We start from the raw sequence: 15,789 nt of genomic DNA, 5'->3' as shown, positions 1-15,789 counted from the left end.
ATACAAGGGTGGGCAAAGCGTAGCGTGCCCAGGTCATGCGTCTATTGCGATCACGCAGAGATGGTGGGCAAGTCGCTTGCGCTCCTTTGCCCGCCCTACGGCGTCGTCATATCAGGCTACTCGCGGACGCCTCAGTCGGGCGTCTTCAAATCGTCAGGCCTCGGCATCAGGACGATGTTGTAGCCGGAATCGACGTAGTGGATCTCGCCGGTGACGCCGCCGGAGAGATCCGACAGCAGATACAGCGCCGAGCCGCCAAGCTCGTCGAGCGTGACGCCGCGGCGAAGCGGCGAATGCTTTTGCATGAAGGCGAACATCGCGCGCGCCTCGCCGATGCCGGAGCCGGCGAGCGTCCGGATGGGGCCCGCCGAGATCGCGTTGACGCGGATGCCGCGCGGTCCGAAATCGGAGGCGAGATAGCGCACGGAGGCTTCCAGCGCCGCCTTGGCCACGCCCATCACGTTGTAGTTCGGCATCGCGCGCTCCGAGGCGCCGAAGGTCAGCGTGATCATGCTGCCGCCCTCCGTCATCAGCTCGGCGGCGCGCTTTGCCACTTCCGTGAACGAGAAGCAGGAGATCACCATGGTGCGTGAAAAGTTCTCGCGGCTGGTGTCGGCGTAGCGGCCCTTCAGCTCGTTCTTGTCGGCAAAGCCGATGGCGTGGATGACGAAATCGAGCTTGCCCCATTTTTCACGGAGCACATCGAAGGTCGCATCGACGCTGGCGATGTCCTCGACGTCGCACGGCAGCACCAGATCGACGCCGAGCTGCTCCGCCAGCGGCTTGACGCGCTTGCCGAGGGCCTCGCCCTGGAAGGTGAAGGCAAGCTCGGCGCCGTGGGCATGCAGCGTCTTCGCCATGCCCCAGGCGATCGAATGATCATTGGCGATGCCCATGATCAAACCGCGCTTACCTTTCATCAGACCTTCCATCTCGCGATCACCTTCCGCTTTGGTCATGCCCGGGCTTCCACGCCCTTCCAAACCTAGTCCCAATACGTGGATGGCCGGGACAAGCCCGGCCATGACGAGAAAATCAACAGTACGCCAACAACGACGTCATGCATCCAGCCGGCTGAACACCAGCGTGGCGTTGGTACCGCCGAAGCCGAAGGAGTTCGACAACACGGTGCCGATCTTGACGTTGTCGATGCGCTTGCGCACGATCGGCATGTCGGCGAAGACAGGATCGAGCTCCTGGATATGGGCGCTCTCGCAGATGAAGCCGTTGTTCATCATCAGCAGCGAGTAGATCGCCTCCTGCACGCCGGTGGCGCCCAGCGAGTGGCCGGTCAGCGCCTTGGTCGCCGAGATCGGCGGGCACTTCTCGCCACTTCCGAACACGCGGCGGAGCGCGTCGATCTCCGGCGGATCGCCGGCCGGGGTCGAGGTCGCGTGCGGATTGATGTAGTCGACCTTGGTCTTCACCGTCGACATCGCCATGCGCATGCAGCGCTCGGCGCCTTCGCCTGAAGGTGCGACCATATCGTAGCCGTCCGATGTCGCGCCGTAGCCGACGATCTCGCCGTAAATGCGGGCGCCGCGCGCCTTGGCATGTTCGAGCTCTTCCAGCACCAGCACGCCGGCGCCGCCGGCGATGACGAAGCCGTCCCGGTTGACGTCGTAGGGACGCGAGGCCGTGGCCGGCGTGTCGTTGTACTTCGAGGACATCGCGCCCATGGCGTCGAACAGCACGGAGAGCGACCAGTCCAGCTCCTCGCAGCCGCCGGCGAAGATGACGTCCTGCTTGCCGATCTGGATGGTCTCATAGGCGTTGCCGACGCAATGGTTCGACGTCGCGCAGGCCGAGGAGATCGAATAGTTCACGCCCTTGATCTTGAACCAGGTCGCAAGCGTCGCGGAGGCCGTGGACGACATCGCCTTCGGCACGGCGAAAGGTCCGACGCGCTTCGGTCCCTTGGTGCGGGTGATGTCGGCGGATTCGACGATGGTGCGGGCAGAGGGGCCGCCGGAGCCCATGATGATGCCGGTGCGAATGTTGGAGACTTCATCAGGCGACAGACCGGAGTCCTGGATCGCCTGCTCCATCGCGACGTGATTCCACGCCGCGCCCTGGCCGAGGAAACGCATCGCGCGGCGGTCGACCACCGTCGCAGGATCGAGCGTCGGCGCGCCCTGTACCTGCGAACGGAAGCCGAGCTCGGCATATTTCTCAGCCCGCGAAATGCCCGACTTCGCCTCGTGAAGGCTCGCAAGCACTTCCTGGGTGTTGTTTCCGATCGACGAGACGATGCCCATCCCGGTGACCACAACCCGCCTCATGACAGCCTCGCCTTAATCGTTGTTGTCTTGGTGATGCGCTCAGCCCAGGCTCGTGCCCTGCTTGAACAGGCCGACCTTCAAGTCCTTGGCGCGATAGATAATCTGGTCATCGACCGAAAGCCACCCGTCGGCGATACCGAGCACGAGCTTTGAACGCATCACGCGTTTGATATCGACGTTGTACACAACCTTGCGCGCCTCGGGCAGCACCTGGCCGCTGAACTTTAATTCGTTCAAGCCAAGCGCCCGACCGCGACCTTCGCCCCCGGTCCAGCCCAGGTAAAAGCCGACCATTTGCCACAGCGCGTCGAGGCCGAGGCAGCCCGGCATCACCGGATCGTTCTTGAAGTGGCAGCCGAAGAACCAGAGGTCGGGCTTCACGTCGAGCTCGGCGCGCACCAGCCCCTTGCCGAACTCGCCGCCATTGTCGTTGATGTCAGTGATGCGGTCGAACATCAGCATCGGCGGCAACGGCAGCTGGGCATTGCCCGGGCCGAACATCTCGCCGCGGCCACAGGCCAGCAGATCTTCGTATTCGTAACCGTTGCGCCTGTTCAGCATGCACGAGCCTCTGTTTGAATTCCGGTTGAGCGGCGCTTTCTGGCGAAAATGGGCCCCGTCCCGGTCGGAGAGCAACGCCATTGCCACTGTCAGGCGCTACGCCCGCATGCCCCGGATGGACTGCGGACCGGGCTTCGATGCCCGGCTGCGCCAAGATCGGCTAAGCGGAACCGCGCGCTCTCTAACACAGGCCATTTCGGGTAGCAAAGCGCATCCATGAAGGTAAAATGATGCGATCCCGGCCCGGTTCCAAGTCTGATTAGAACCTCTCTAGTTGCGAGAAACTTGCATCTGCATCTTTCTGTTCTTATATTGCGGAGAGATATTGTTCACGCGTGCCCGAAATCTGGAAATGAACGAGAATACCGCGCCCCATCACGACGACGACGTCCATGCCGCGGCCCTCTTGTCCGGCCGCCAGCCGGCTCTGACCGGCTGCCCCTGGCACGACGTCAATGAAATGCTCCAGTCCGCCGGGCTTCGTCCGACGCGCCAGCGCATGGCACTGGGCTGGCTGTTGTTCGGCAAGGGTGCGCGTCACCTGACGGCTGAAATGCTGTACGAGGAAGCCACGCTGGCCAAGGTTCCGGTGTCGCTGGCGACCGTCTACAACACGCTGAATCAGCTCACCGACGCCGGGCTGCTCCGGCAGGTCAGCGTCGACGGCACCAAGACCTATTTCGACACCAACGTCACCACCCACCATCACTACTACCTCGAGAACAGCCATGAGCTGGTCGACATCGAGGATCCGCATCTGGCGCTGTCCAAGATGCCGGAGGTGCCGGAGGGTTACGAGATCGCGCGCATCGACATGGTCGTGCGCCTGCGCAAGAAGCGCTGACGTCGTCCTGAAATCGCTGAATTGATCGTCTTGGCCGGGCTTGTCCCGGCCATCGTTATTTGCACGGTCATTCCGGGATGGTCCGAAGGACCAGACCTCAGATGCGCAATTTGCGCATCGGGGAATCTCGGTATCCTCAGGTGCGCAATTGCGCACCATAGTTCGATGCTGACGCATCGCCCGGGATGACCCTTCGGGTCAGTTGACCTGCTCGTCCGAATACACGCCCCAGAGGCGCTCCTGCTGGATCCAGCCGTCAAAGCCGTTGCCGGTGACCCGGCACCAGTTTGCAGCGCATTTCTTCACCTGCGTGACGACGCCGGCCTGGAGTCTTGCTGCAACCGCGCTGTCCAGATCGGCGCGATCGTAGATCGGGGCGAGGTCGTCCTTGTGCTTCATGGTGACGACCGCGGTGCGGCGGCCCGACAGCAGCGAATGATAGACCCAGCCCTCGGCGCCCTCGGAATCGCGCACCCGGCGCCAATTCTCGAACTCGGCGGTGATTTCCACCGGCAGGCCTGAACGGGTGTAGACCCAGGCCACGTCATTGTCCTTGGTCGGGCCGGCACGGACGTTCACGTGGTCCGATTTGAGGCTGACATAGCGCGGCACCGGCAGGCCGCTGGCGGTCTGGGGCGTGGTGTCCTTGGCCGAATGCGAGGGGCCGACCGACGCGCTCAACCAGGTGCAAACGAGCGCCATCACCGAACAAAACCGCCCCAACGCCATCAACCCGTCTCCTGTCGAAGACCCGGCCCGAGCCGGGTCCTCACCCCAAATTCCAAAACCCGCCGCGCAAACCCCTGACCCGCCCCACGCGGGTGTTCCCCAGGCCCGATCCTTGAAGCCTTAACCCGTGGTTCTTGTCTTGGCCCGGCCTTCTGCTAGAGAGGACGGGCACTTGAACAACCAGTTTGCCCCGATTTTCCGGCCGGAAATATCGGGGGAGCTTGAAGGAAACGCCGGGGACGGACACGGCAAGGGCAGTGTCGAACAACCGGGTTAATGAGACCTCAACGACCGGCCTTTGGCGACAGAGGCGGCCTGCGACGCCTCATGAGAGCAGGACATGTCGGTGAAGAAAAAGCCCCTCGTCGTGGTGACGCGCAAGCTGCCGGATTCCATCGAGACGCGGATGCGCGAATTGTTCGACGCGCGGATCAATCTCGAGGACACGCCGATGTCCGCCGACCAGATCGCGGAAGCCGCACGCACCGCCGACGTGCTGGTTCCGACCGTCACCGACCATATCAGCGCCGACATCGTCAACCAGCCCGACTGCAAGCTGCGGCTGATCGCCAATTTCGGCAACGGCGTCGACAATATCGACGTCGAGGCCGCGCATGCCCGCGGCATCACCGTCACCAACACGCCGAAAGTCCTGACCGAGGACACCGCCGACATGACCATGGCGCTGATCCTCGCCGTGCCCAGGCGGATGATCGAAGGCGCCTCGATCCTGACGGAGGGAAAGCCCTGGCCGGGCTGGTCGCCGACCTGGATGCTCGGCCACCGTATCGGCGGCAAGCGGCTCGGCATCATCGGCATGGGCCGCATCGGCCAGGCGGTGGCGCGCCGCGCCCGCGCCTTCGGCCTGCAGATCCACTATCACAACCGCCGTCCCGTAGCGCCGAAGATCGCCGAAGAGCTGGGGGCGACCTATTGGGAAAGCCTCGACCAGATGCTGGCGCGGATGGACATCATCTCGGTGAACTGCCCGCACACGCCGGCGACCTATCATTTGCTCTCGGCGCGGCGGCTGAAGCTGATCCGCAAAGACGCCTACATCGTCAACACCGCGCGCGGCGAGGTGACCGACGAGGACACGCTGATCAAGCTGATCGAAGGCGGCGAGATCGCCGGCGCCGGCCTCGACGTCTACGAGCACGAGCCTGCGGTCAACCCGAAGCTGGTGCGGCTCGCCAAGGCCGGCAAGGTGACGCTGCTGCCGCACATGGGCTCGGCCACGATCGAAGGCCGGGTCGAGATGGGCGAGAAGGTGATCATCAACATCCGCACCTTCCTCGACGCCCACAAGCCGCCGGATCGCGTGCTGCCGAGCATGCTCTGAGGTTTCACTGCCACCTCTACTCGCGGTGGATGCTCAAATCGTCGAACACCGGCCCATCGCCGTTGAGCGGGTTGGCCGGATCGCGTCCGTAGCGCAGCGTCTCGAAGCGCATCGCGCGCGCATCGATCATCAGGAGGCGGCCGACCAGCCCGTCGCCGAAACCGACGATCTCGCGGATCGCCTCCATCGCCATCATCGATCCCAGCACGCCCGCCAGCGCACCCATGACGCCGGCTTCCGCGCAGGCCGGAACGGTACCCGGCGGCGGCGCTTCCGGAAACAGGCAGCGATAGGTCGGATTGAATTCGCCCTGCTCGTTGGTCTCGTGCGCGCGGATGGTGGTGAGCGAGCCGTCGAAGGTCCCGAGCGCCGCCGTGATCAGCGGCCGCTTCGCGAAGAAGCAGGCGTCCGAGACCAGATAGCGCGTCGAGAAATTATCGGAGCCGTCGAGCACGAGGTCGTAGTCGCCGATCAGGCTGAGCGCATTGTCCGCATTCAGCCAGGTGGCGTGGCCGACGAAACGGACATGCGGATTGAGCGCTGCAATCCGTTCGGCGGCGCTCTCGACCTTGTGCCGGCCGATATCGGGCGTGGTGTGGATCACCTGGCGCTGCAAATTGGACAGCGACACCACGTCGTCATCGACCACGCCGAGCGTGCCGATACCGGCGGCGGCCAGATACATCAGCGCCGGCGCGCCGAGCCCGCCGGCACCGACCACCAGCGCGGAGGCCCGCTTCAGCGCGGCCTGGCCCGGTCCGCCGACGTCGCGCAGCACGATATGGCGGGCATAGCGTTCGAGTTCGTCCGGGCTCAGCATCGTCGTACGCCTCTCCTAACACGCCCTTGCTCTCGATCCTCATGGTGAGGAGCGCGGAACGCGCGTCTCGAACCATGAAGGCCCCGATGTCGCCTGTGGCCATCCTTCGAGACGCCGCCTTCGGGCCGCTCCTGAGGATGAGGATCTCGGTTTGTGGCCACTAAGCCACCTGAACCACCGCTACATTGTTCGCGACCAACGAGATGTGCTTGAATGACATTGCGTTCAATGGGCTGGCTGGATTTGTCATGAGATCGATGCTTGCGGCAACACTGATGTTTGCGTCTGCCACAGGCGCGAACGCCCAGATGACGACGCCGCAGATCCCCGGTACCAAGCCGAAGCCGGTCCAGACCGTGCCGATCCGGCCACCCGCAATGCAGACGCCGTCGGCGACGGCGGACGCGATGGCGCAGGCGGAGCGGCTGTCGCTGCAATCCGACCTCGCCTGGGTCGGCCAATACAACGGCGCCATCACCGGCGACGTCAGCGCGCGGCTGGTCACCGCCATCAAGGAATACCAGAAGGCCAAGGGCGGCAAGCCGACCGGCGTGCTCAATCCGCAGGAGCGCGCCGCGCTGGCCGAGACGGCGCGAAAGAAGCAGGACGGCGTCGGCTGGAAGATCGTGACGGAGCCGACCAGCGGCGCCCGGCTCGGTATCCCCTCGAAACTGGTGCCGCAGCAGGCGAGCGACGCCAACGGCTCGAAATGGACTTCGCCGACGGGAACCGTGCAAGTGCTGCTCAGCCGCCGCAAGGAGGCGAACCCGACCACGGCAAAACTCGCGGATCTCGAGAAGGAGCCGTCCGGGCGCAAGGTCGATTACACCGTGGTGAAGCCGGATTTCTTCGTGCTGTCCGGCTTGCAGGGCCTGAAGAAATTTTACGTCCGCGGCACCTTTAGAGGCGACGAGGTCCGCACCATGACGATCCTCTACGACCAGGCGACCGAGAACACGGTCGAGCCGGTCGTGATCGCGATGTCGAGCGCGTTCAATGCGTTTCCGCCAGGCCCGCAGGCCGGGCCGCCGCCCCGCAAGACCGTCGAGTACGGCACCGGCCTCGTCGTCAGCGACGACGGCGCGATCGTCACCGACCGGCTCGTCACCGACAACTGTCTTGCCATCACGATCGCCGGCTATGGCAGCGCCGATCGCCTCGCCGAGGACAAGGAGCGCGGTCTCGCACTCCTGCATATCTACGGCGCGCGCGGCCTGAAGCCGTTCAGCCTCGCTGGCGGCGCAGCAAAGACGAACGTGGATGTCGTCGGCATCGCTGATCCCCAGAGCCAGGGCGGCGCGGCCGGCGTGTCGGTGGTCAAGGCCGCACTTGCGCCGGTCCCGAGCAGCGATTCCATGCTGTCCCCGCCGCTGGCGGTCGGGTTGTCCGGTGGTCCGGCGATCGATGGCGACGGCAAGTTCGCCGGCATTGCGCTGTTGAAGCCGGCGATGGTCGCGGGGCCCGCGACATCGGTGCCAGCGTCACAGGCGGTGATGGTGTCCGCGGACGCGGTGCGCGATTTCCTGAAGGCGAACGAGGTCACAGCGAACGGCACCTCGACGGATGCAAAAGCTGCCGTCGTGCGCGTGATCTGCGTGCGGAAGTAGGTCTAACGCCAACTCTCGTGTCCCGGACGCGGTGCGGCGCGTAGTGCCGCGCCGCTGAGCCGGGACCCGTGCTTCCTCAAATTCCGTGCAAGTGGCTTTCTGGGCCCCGGCTCCGCAGCGCATCACTAACGTGCTGCGCTTTGTCCGGGGCACGAGCTCAACCGAACCGCGAGCATCGTCACACGTACGACTACTGGTCCAGTAATGGTACGGATTAGCTGGCCATCCCTATTCCGCCATCATCGTTACTGCTGATTCGGACCTCCGCGATCCCCCTTTGGATCGGGCCGGCACGTCCTGAGCTAGAAGGCTCAGCATCGAGATCGATGCACGTTCGCGTGGCGTATTCCTGACCCAAGCATTCCAAAGGATTGATCTTCAAATGCACACGATCGTACTGGCCACCCAAAAGGGTGGCAGCGGCAAGAGCACGCTCGCCATCGGCCTCGCGCTGGCGGCCAAGCAGGCCGGCTTCACCGTCCGCCTGATCGAGACCGACCCGCAGGGCACCCTGTCGAACTGGCAGCGCCGCCGCACCGCCGATGATCTCGTCGTCGAGCCGATCTATCACGCCGCCGACATCGAGCCGCGCCTGAAGATGCTGGCTGACAGCGGCCTGCAGCTTGCGATCGTCGACACCGCAGCCGGCCTCAGCGCCGCGACCACCGCTGCGATCCGCCATTCCGATCTCTGCCTGATCCCGGCCCGCCCGAGCGTCGCCGACATCGAAGCGACCGTCTCGACGCTCAGCGTCGCGCGCGCCTGGAAGCGGCCCTACAGCTTCGTGCTCAACCAGACACCGATCCGCGGCCAGCGCATCGACAATGCCGCCAATACCCTCGCCGAGGAAGCCGCGCTCGATCTTTCGGACGTGCTCGCGCGTCCGCTGATCGTGATGCGCAACGATCACCAGGACTCGCTCGCGAACGGCCTTGCGGTGAGCGAATTCGCGCCGAACGGTAAGTCGGCGAACGAGATCCGCGGCCTCTGGCGCTGGATCGAAACCCGGCTCGAGCTCGAAGCCACGGCCAATGTCCTGATCGACCAGGTGATGTCGGCTGCGGATGGCATGCTGCATGTCGCTGCCGATCTTTCGGCGGACGAGACCACGACCCTGGCGTCCTGAGCGGGGCGATCGCTCAGACGGCAGCCGGCCCTTCGCCATCCCAAAGGGCCCCAGCGACGAAGCAATCCGGCCACCAGCCCGGCCGGATTGCTTCGCTTCGCGTTTTGTCTAAAACAACCCCATGCACAGTAGAACTGCTCCCGGCTGGCGTGGCCCGGTGGCGGCGCGCAGGCGTTTGACTTATCGGCGAAAACGGCCATGTAACGGAAAACAGCTTCGATCGGATCAAACTTCGCCGTGTCTGGCGCCGGGTGTCACACCCTACCGCGCAACCAGGCCTCGTACCGTACGATCCATCGCTCGGACTTCGACTGTCCGTCGTGATGCGCGAACTCGATGAAGCCGATGACCTTCGCGCAGGTCTTCTGCTTGACCCTGCGCGAAGTCTCGCGCCGCACCAGTGCACATGTTACGCTTGGTAGTAGTTGGCTTACTCAATAGTTGCATACGCTCGGACGACATAACTCAACCGCCAAGGAGCGCAAGAGGAAACTGGTAATGCCAGATTGGTTGAAAGAGTTCACTCAGGGCTGGCCAATGATCAAGGCCAATCTGCCGACCTTTATCTTCATTCTGTTCCTGATGGGCGGCGCCTTCTGGGCCATCTTCACTTGGGCTTATGGCTCCATCATCGCAAACCAAGCCTCCGAAATTAAGCTTCTCGAACGACAAAAACTCGAAGCCACTGCCGCTCCCAAAGCGGTCGGGTTCGTCGAACGCGCCTCGCTATCGTTGCATCTCTATCCAGATACGCGACAACCAGACAGGCTTGATACCGCGGAGAATGTCTGGCGTTGGTATTATCTCGCTGATGTTCTTGCCAGTGTCGATGCCGACGGTAAGGAGAGCCGACGAATCATGAGTTCAAAACTATTTGTAACTTTTGAGCAGCCGGTCAACGTGGGAACGCTCTCCGTGAAGGCCGACAAGCCGTTGACTGCTTACGAAGTCAAAGAATTCAACAATCGGTTCGCAATTGTCGTATTCGCGGGACCGATCCCAGAATGCAATGTCGAACTCAGAGTGACCAAATAGCTGCTCTTGTCGGCTTTTGAGCTAATCCAGCCATCCGGCAGTCCAGCCGATCGGTTTCAAGCTGCGGCGTCTGCATGAACAACTATTTCTGACATTTCGGACACCAGAACGTCGATCGGCCGTTCTGCGTAAATCGCTTCACCGTGCCGCCACACCCCGGCGTCTTGCAGGTCTCGCCTTCGCGGTCGTAGACCTTGAACGAGTACTGGAAATAGCCGAGCTCGCCCGAGGTCTGGCGATGATCGCGCAGGCTGGAGCCGCCGGCCTTGATGGCGTCGTTCAGCACGGTGTGAATCGCACTCACCAGCCGCTTCGCATGATCGGTCGGCTCGCCGCCACCAGTGCCCTTGCGACCCTTGGTCGCGAGCGTCGCGGCGATCCGGCGCGGCGACAGGTGCGAGCGATGCAGGGCTTCGCAGACATAGATGTTGCCGAGACCCGCGACCACGCGCTGGTCGAGCAGCGCGGCCTTCAAATTGGTCTTTTTACCTTCGCACGACCGCGCCAGCATCGCGGCGTCGAATTCGTTGCCGAGCGGCTCGGGACCGAGGTCGCGCAGCAGCGGCTCCTCGTCGAGCGCGTTACGTGCGATCACTTTCATGTAACCGAAGCGGCGCGGGTCGTTGAAGACGATGTCGGCGCCAGAGGACATCCGAAACAGCACGTGGTCGTGCGTGGAGTCCTTCCCCCTGGGATAGTGAAACTCGCCGGGAGCTGCCTCGTTGTCCGGCTTGACGACGCGGAACGAGCCCGACATGCCCAGATGCATCAAGAGCACATCGCCAGAGGCGAGATCGGCCATGAGATATTTTGCACGGCGGCCGAGCCCCGTGACGATCTGCCCCTGGAGCCGGGCCACGAAGTCCGGCTGGAACGGAAAGCGCAGGTCCGGCCGGCGGGCCTCCGCGACCAGGATTTTCGCGCCCTCCATGACGGGCTGAAGGCCGCGGCGAACGGTCTCGACTTCGGGCAATTCAGGCATGGTCAGGCATTCACCTTATGAGGGCGGTGTGATAGCGCCATTGCGGCGGGCGCGCTATGGTTCGCCCAGTGGAGTAGAGTAATGGATCGGCCGGGCGAAACCACGCATTTTGGCTTCAGGGACGTCCCCCTCGGGGACAAGCAGACGCTGGTGAACGACGTGTTTCACAGCGTGGCGTCGCGCTATGATTTGATGAACGATTTGATGTCCGGTGGCCTGCACCGGGTCTGGAAGGACATCATGATCACCGCGCTCGACCCGCCCAGGGGCGACCGGCCGTTCGCGTTGCTCGACGTGGCCGGCGGCACCGGCGACATCTCGTTCCGCGCCGCCAAGGCGGCGGGCCCCGGCTTCCATGCCACGGTCTGCGACATCAACACCGACATGCTGGCGGTGGGCCGCGAGCGCGCCGCGAAGCGCCATCTCGAAACCCGGGTCGATTTCGTCGAAGGCAATGCCGAAGCGCTCGCCTTCGCCGACCGCAGCTTCGACGGATATACGATCGCTTTCGGCATTCGCAATGTGCCCCGGATCGATCTGGCGCTGCGCGAGGCCTATCGCGTGCTCAAGCCCGGCAGCCGCTTCCTGTGCCTGGAATTCTCCACCGTCGAGATGCCCGGGCTCGACCGGATCTACGACCTGTTCTCGTTCAAGGTGATCCCGCCGCTCGGCCGGATGATCACGGGCGATGCCGAGTCCTACCAATATCTCGTCGAATCCATCCGCAAGTTTCCCAAACCCAACGCCTTCGCCGACATGATCCGCGACGCCGGCTTCGCCCGCGTCAGCTGGCAGACATTGTCCGGCGGAATCGTCGCACTGCATTCGGGCTGGCGTTTGTGATCTCTGCCTTCACCCACATTGCGCGCCTGATCCGCGCCGCGTTCGTGTTTGCGCGCGAGGGCGTGTTCGGCTCGGTCGATCCGAGCCTGGTGCCGCCGCCGGGACAGCTCGCACTGAAGCTGGCGCGCCTCATCGAACGGCGCGGCGTCAAGCACGGCCCGCGGATATCACGTGCGCTGACGCGGATGGGCCCCGCCTATCTCAAGCTCGGACAATTCCTGGCCACGCGCCCCGACGTCGTCGGCGTCATCATGGCGCGCGACCTCGAGAGTCTCCAGGACCGCCTGCCGCCGTTTCCGCAGGACGAAGCCGAAGCCGCCATCGCGACCTCGCTGGAGCGGCCGCTGAAGGACGTGTTTGTGAGCTTCGGGCCCCCCGTCGCGGCCGCCTCGATCGCGCAGGTGCATCGCGGCGAGGTCTTGCACGCCGGCATCCGCAAGTCGGTCGCGGTCAAGGTGCTCAGGCCCAACGTGGCCTCACGCTTCCGCCGTGATCTCTCCGACTTCTTCTTCGTCGCAAACAAAGCCGAGACCTACTCGGCCGAAGCGCGGCGGCTGCGCCTCATCGAGGTCATCAACACCATGTCGCGCTCGGTCGCCATGGAGATGGATCTGCGGCTGGAAGCCGCGGCGCTGTCGGAGATGGCGGAGAACACGCAGGGCGATCCTGATTTCCGCGTGCCTGCTGTCGACTGGGACCGCACCACGCACAACGTGCTGACGATGGAGTGGATCGACGGCATCGCGCTGAACGATCACAAGCGTCTGGCAGAATCGCAGGTCGACCTGCCCGATCTCGGCCGCAAGGTGATCCAGAGCTTCCTGCGGCACGCGCTGCGCGACGGCTTCTTCCACGCCGACATGCATCCGGGCAATCTGTTCCTGGATGACGCGGGACGACTCGTCGCGGTCGATTTCGGCATCATGGGCCGGCTCGGCATGAAGGAGCGGCGTTTTCTCGCGGAAATCCTGCTCGGCTTCATCACCCGCGATTATCGCCGCGTCGCCGAGGTGCATTTCGAGGCGGGCTACGTGCCCGCGCATCACTCGGTCGAGAACTTTGCGCAAGCCATCCGCGCCATCGGCGAGCCGATCCACAACCGCACGGCGGAAGAGATCTCGATGGCGCGGCTCTTGACGCTGCTGCTCGAGGTCACCGGCCTGTTCGACATGACGACGCGGCCCGAGCTGATCCTGCTGCAGAAGACCATGGTGGTGGTCGAGGGCGTGGCGCGCGGCTTCGATCCCAAGCTCGACATCTGGAAGATCGCCGACCCCGTGGTGCGCGAATGGATCGAGCGCAATCTCGGACCCATAGGCCGGGTGCAGGGTGCCCTCGCCGGGACCGGAGACATCGCGCGCGTGCTGATGCGCCTGCCGGAGATCGCCGAGCGGTCGGTGAAGGTGCTGGAGCAGCTCGAGACCATGACGCGGGAGGGCATCAGGCTGTCGCCGGAGAGCATCGCCGCGATGGGTCGCAGCGAGGGCCGCAAGAACCGCTGGCGCACCGTCGCGCTCTGGATCATCGCCGCGACCTTCATCGGGATCCTGATCGCCGTCCGGAATCTGTGATTGCCAAAAGCTTGATTGCATTGCAATCACGCGAATGATAGCATCGCCATCATTTCGTGCTGGAGGGCGTCATGGCAAGCCTGACCATCCGCAAGCTCGACGACGGCGTCAAAACCTATTTGCGGCTGCGCTCGGCCAAGAACCGCAGATCGGTCGAGGAAGAGGTCCGGGTCATCCTGCGGGAGCTGATCGAGGGCCGGGAGGAGCCGCTGACGCCGTTTTCGGCGCCGCCGGCAGCCTCCGTCGTCCCCACCCCTCAGCGCACCGGCGCCGTCCCTGAGGCCAGCGTCACCCTGATCATCGGCGGCGGGATCGCGGCCTATAAATCGCTCGACCTGATCCGAAGGCTGAAGGAGCGCCGCGTCGAGGTCCGCTGTGTCCTGACCAAGGCCGCGCAGCAATTCGTCACGCCGCTGGCGGTCAGCGCGCTGTCGCATGAGCGTGTCTATACCGACCTGTTCGACCCCCAGAGCGAGTTCGACGCAGGCCATATCAGGCTCGCCCGCGACTGCGACCTGATCGTGGTGGCGCCGGCCACCGCCGACCTGATGGCGAAGATGGCGAACGGCCACGCCGACGATCTCGCCAGCGCGATCCTGCTCGCGACCAACCGCAAGGTGCTGCTGGCACCTGCAATGAACCCACTGATGTGGAACAATGCGGCGACGCGTCGCAACGTCGGCTTGCTCCAGCGCGACGGCGCGGTGCTGATCGGGCCCAATTCCGGCGAGATGGCGGAAGCGGGCGAAGCTGGTGTCGGCCGCATGTCTGAAGCGATCGAGATCGCCAATGCCGCCGAGCGTCTGCTGCGGCCGCCGGTGCCGCGCCCGCTCGCCGGCAAGCGCGTGTTGATCACCGCAGGTCCCACCCACGAGCCGATCGATCCGGTGCGCTACATCGCCAACCGCTCTTCCGGCAAGCAGGGCTTTGCCATCGCCGCCGCCGCACAGGCCGCCGGTGCCGAGGTGATCCTGGTGAGCGGGCCGGTCGACCTCAGCGATCCCCAGGGCGTGACGGTAAAGCATGTGGAATCGGCACGGCAGATGCTGGAGCAGGTGCAGGCCTCGCTTCCCGCCGACATCGCGATCTTTGCCGCCGCGGTCGCCGACTGGCGCGTTGCCAACGAAGGCGAGCAAAAGCTGAAGAAGACCTCGGCCGGCATGCCGCCGCTTCAGCTGATCGAGAACCCCGACATCCTCGCCACGATCTCGAAGCTGACCGACAAGCGCCCGCCGCTGGTGATCGGCTTTGCCGCCGAGACCGAGCACCTCATCGACAACGCCAAGTCAAAACTCGCCCGCAAGGGCTGCGACTGGATCGTCGCCAATGACGTCTCGCCCGCCACCGGCGTGATGGGCGGTGATCGCAACACCGTGCACCTCATCAGCAAGAATGCTGAGAAGAACGGCGAGATGACAGTTGATTCCTGGCCGGTGATGACCAAGGAACAGGTCGCCATCGAGCTGGTCGCGCATGTCGCGAGAAGTGTGACCGACAAATCCCTGGAGCCGGCATCTTGAGCACGAAGGTCACTGTCGAATTGCAACGCCTGGCCCACGCCGAGGGCCTGCCAATGCCGGCCTATCAGACCACCGAGGCTGCCGGCCTCGATCTGATGGCGGCGGTGCCGGAGGGCGAGCCGATGACGCTCGCTCCCGGCCAATATGCGCTGGTGCCGACGGGCCTTGCGATCGCATTGCCGGCCGGGCACGAGGCGCAGGTGCGGCCGCGCTCGGGACTTGCCGCCAAGCACGGTGTCACCGTGCTGAACGCGCCGGGCACGATCGACGCGGACTATCGCGGCGAGATCAAGGTGATCCTGATCAACCACGGCGCGGCGCCGTTCGTGATCGAGCGCGGCGAGCGCATCGCCCAGATGGTGATCGCGCCCGTGGTGCAGGCCGCGCTGGTTCCGGTGGCCACATTGTCGGCCACCGATCGGGGCGCCGGCGGCTTCGGCTCGACCGGCCGCTAGTTTTTACACCTCTCCCGCTTGCGGGAGAGTTCGGCGCGAAGCGCCGGGTGAGGGCTCTATCCTCTGGGGGAT

15 protein-coding genes are annotated in these 15,789 nt (G+C 64.4%); 9 read left to right on the top strand and 6 right to left on the bottom strand.

Annotated elements, in window-relative coordinates; all coding sequences use genetic code 11:
* Positions 1-131: 131 nt before the first annotated feature.
* From fabI to fabA, 3 genes are all read right to left on the bottom strand, one after another.
* Positions 132-932 carry an enoyl-ACP reductase FabI gene (gene fabI, locus AABA86_RS24970; RefSeq protein WP_028139498.1) on the bottom strand — a complete coding sequence of 267 codons (801 nt, stop codon included), beginning with the start codon at positions 930-932 and terminating at the stop codon, positions 132-134.
* 126 nt (positions 933-1,058) lie between these two features.
* A complete protein-coding gene (gene fabB / locus AABA86_RS24965; protein ID WP_038949452.1) occupies positions 1,059-2,282 on the bottom strand; it encodes a beta-ketoacyl-ACP synthase I in 1,224 nt (407 codons plus the stop codon).
* A gap of 39 nt (positions 2,283-2,321) precedes the next feature.
* The gene (gene fabA, locus AABA86_RS24960; protein WP_018323402.1) at positions 2,322-2,843 is read right to left on the bottom strand and encodes a bifunctional 3-hydroxydecanoyl-ACP dehydratase/trans-2-decenoyl-ACP isomerase; all 522 of its coding nucleotides are present in this window, start codon (positions 2,841-2,843) and stop codon (positions 2,322-2,324) included.
* 352 nt (positions 2,844-3,195) lie between these two features.
* Between fabA and irrA the strand changes: the two genes are divergently transcribed.
* Positions 3,196-3,687: an iron response transcriptional regulator IrrA gene (irrA, locus tag AABA86_RS24955; protein ID WP_094894280.1), complete on the top strand. Its 492-nt coding sequence runs from the start codon at positions 3,196-3,198 to the stop codon at positions 3,685-3,687.
* Between the two features lie 198 nt (positions 3,688-3,885).
* Here the strand turns inward: irrA and AABA86_RS24950 are convergent, their stop codons facing one another.
* Entirely contained in the window at positions 3,886-4,416 is a 531-nt protein-coding gene (locus tag AABA86_RS24950) for an SH3 domain-containing protein (protein ID WP_018323403.1), read from the bottom strand.
* Positions 4,417-4,756: 340 nt separating this feature from the next.
* Between AABA86_RS24950 and AABA86_RS24945 the strand changes: the two genes are divergently transcribed.
* Complete coding sequence (locus AABA86_RS24945) at positions 4,757-5,758, top strand: 2-hydroxyacid dehydrogenase (protein WP_212243473.1); 1,002 nt, start codon at positions 4,757-4,759, stop codon at positions 5,756-5,758.
* Between the two features lie 16 nt (positions 5,759-5,774).
* Here the strand turns inward: AABA86_RS24945 and AABA86_RS24940 are convergent, their stop codons facing one another.
* The gene (locus AABA86_RS24940) at positions 5,775-6,578 is read right to left on the bottom strand and encodes a HesA/MoeB/ThiF family protein (protein WP_338308769.1); all 804 of its coding nucleotides are present in this window, start codon (positions 6,576-6,578) and stop codon (positions 5,775-5,777) included.
* 248 nt (positions 6,579-6,826) lie between these two features.
* Between AABA86_RS24940 and AABA86_RS24935 the strand changes: the two genes are divergently transcribed.
* The 3 genes from AABA86_RS24935 to AABA86_RS24925 all read left to right on the top strand — a co-directional run bounded on the left by AABA86_RS24935 (position 6,827) and on the right by AABA86_RS24925 (position 10,346).
* On the top strand, positions 6,827-8,185 hold the full coding sequence (locus AABA86_RS24935; protein ID WP_338308768.1) for a peptidoglycan-binding protein: 1,359 nt from the start codon (positions 6,827-6,829) through the stop codon (positions 8,183-8,185).
* A 382-nt stretch (positions 8,186-8,567) separates the two neighbouring features.
* Positions 8,568-9,311, top strand: a complete 744-nt coding sequence (locus AABA86_RS24930; RefSeq protein WP_338308767.1) for a ParA family protein — start codon at positions 8,568-8,570, stop codon at positions 9,309-9,311.
* A gap of 498 nt (positions 9,312-9,809) precedes the next feature.
* Positions 9,810-10,346 (top strand): hypothetical protein, encoded by a 537-nt coding sequence (locus tag AABA86_RS24925; RefSeq protein WP_212243467.1) that lies wholly within the window; start codon positions 9,810-9,812, stop codon positions 10,344-10,346.
* 82 nt (positions 10,347-10,428) lie between these two features.
* On the opposite strand, the gene mutM is transcribed toward AABA86_RS24925, so the two are convergent.
* Positions 10,429-11,328, bottom strand: coding sequence for a bifunctional DNA-formamidopyrimidine glycosylase/DNA-(apurinic or apyrimidinic site) lyase (mutM, locus tag AABA86_RS24920; RefSeq protein ID WP_338308766.1), 900 nt, complete (start codon positions 11,326-11,328; stop codon positions 10,429-10,431).
* A gap of 81 nt (positions 11,329-11,409) precedes the next feature.
* Here mutM and ubiE point away from each other — a divergent pair, with 81 nt between their 5' ends.
* From ubiE to dut, 4 genes are all read left to right on the top strand, one after another.
* Positions 11,410-12,171, top strand: coding sequence for a bifunctional demethylmenaquinone methyltransferase/2-methoxy-6-polyprenyl-1,4-benzoquinol methylase UbiE (ubiE, locus tag AABA86_RS24915; protein WP_212243463.1), 762 nt, complete (start codon positions 11,410-11,412; stop codon positions 12,169-12,171).
* Complete coding sequence (gene ubiB / locus AABA86_RS24910; RefSeq protein WP_338308765.1) at positions 12,168-13,742, top strand: 2-polyprenylphenol 6-hydroxylase; 1,575 nt, start codon at positions 12,168-12,170, stop codon at positions 13,740-13,742. Before ubiE ends, ubiB begins: the two co-directional genes overlap by 4 nt.
* Positions 13,743-13,813: 71 nt before the next feature.
* Positions 13,814-15,262, top strand: a complete 1,449-nt coding sequence (gene coaBC, locus AABA86_RS24905; RefSeq protein WP_338308764.1) for a bifunctional phosphopantothenoylcysteine decarboxylase/phosphopantothenate--cysteine ligase CoaBC — start codon at positions 13,814-13,816, stop codon at positions 15,260-15,262.
* A complete protein-coding gene (gene dut, locus AABA86_RS24900; protein ID WP_212243454.1) occupies positions 15,259-15,717 on the top strand; it encodes a dUTP diphosphatase in 459 nt (152 codons plus the stop codon). The genes coaBC and dut overlap by 4 nt, the downstream gene beginning before the upstream one ends.
* The last annotated feature ends 72 nt before the right edge of the window (positions 15,718-15,789 follow it).

The sequence above is a fragment of the Bradyrhizobium sp. TM233 genome (assembly GCF_036247965.1).
GTDB lineage: Bacteria > Pseudomonadota > Alphaproteobacteria > Rhizobiales > Xanthobacteraceae > Bradyrhizobium > Bradyrhizobium ottawaense.
Note: the sequence above shows the minus strand (reverse complement) of the source record. Positions and strands in the feature narration are given on the sequence as shown.

Excerpts from the sequence above, each read along its gene's own strand:
- fabI (WP_028139498.1), bottom strand. The coding sequence starts at position 932 with ATGGAAGGTCTGATGAAAGGTAAGCGCGGTTTGATCATGGGCATCGCC.
- fabB (WP_038949452.1), bottom strand. The coding sequence starts at position 2,282 with ATGAGGCGGGTTGTGGTCACCGGGATGGGCATCGTCTCGTCGATCGGA.
- fabA (WP_018323402.1), bottom strand. The coding sequence starts at position 2,843 with ATGCTGAACAGGCGCAACGGTTACGAATACGAAGATCTGCTGGCCTGT.
- irrA (WP_094894280.1), top strand. The coding sequence starts at position 3,196 with ATGAACGAGAATACCGCGCCCCATCACGACGACGACGTCCATGCCGCG.
- AABA86_RS24950 (WP_018323403.1), bottom strand. The coding sequence starts at position 4,416 with ATGGCGTTGGGGCGGTTTTGTTCGGTGATGGCGCTCGTTTGCACCTGG.
- AABA86_RS24945 (WP_212243473.1), top strand. The coding sequence starts at position 4,757 with ATGTCGGTGAAGAAAAAGCCCCTCGTCGTGGTGACGCGCAAGCTGCCG.
- AABA86_RS24940 (WP_338308769.1), bottom strand. The coding sequence starts at position 6,578 with ATGCTGAGCCCGGACGAACTCGAACGCTATGCCCGCCATATCGTGCTG.
- AABA86_RS24935 (WP_338308768.1), top strand. The coding sequence starts at position 6,827 with ATGAGATCGATGCTTGCGGCAACACTGATGTTTGCGTCTGCCACAGGC.
- AABA86_RS24930 (WP_338308767.1), top strand. The coding sequence starts at position 8,568 with ATGCACACGATCGTACTGGCCACCCAAAAGGGTGGCAGCGGCAAGAGC.
- AABA86_RS24925 (WP_212243467.1), top strand. The coding sequence starts at position 9,810 with ATGCCAGATTGGTTGAAAGAGTTCACTCAGGGCTGGCCAATGATCAAG.
- mutM (WP_338308766.1), bottom strand. The coding sequence starts at position 11,328 with ATGCCTGAATTGCCCGAAGTCGAGACCGTTCGCCGCGGCCTTCAGCCC.
- ubiE (WP_212243463.1), top strand. The coding sequence starts at position 11,410 with ATGGATCGGCCGGGCGAAACCACGCATTTTGGCTTCAGGGACGTCCCC.
- coaBC (WP_338308764.1), top strand. The coding sequence starts at position 13,814 with ATGGCAAGCCTGACCATCCGCAAGCTCGACGACGGCGTCAAAACCTAT.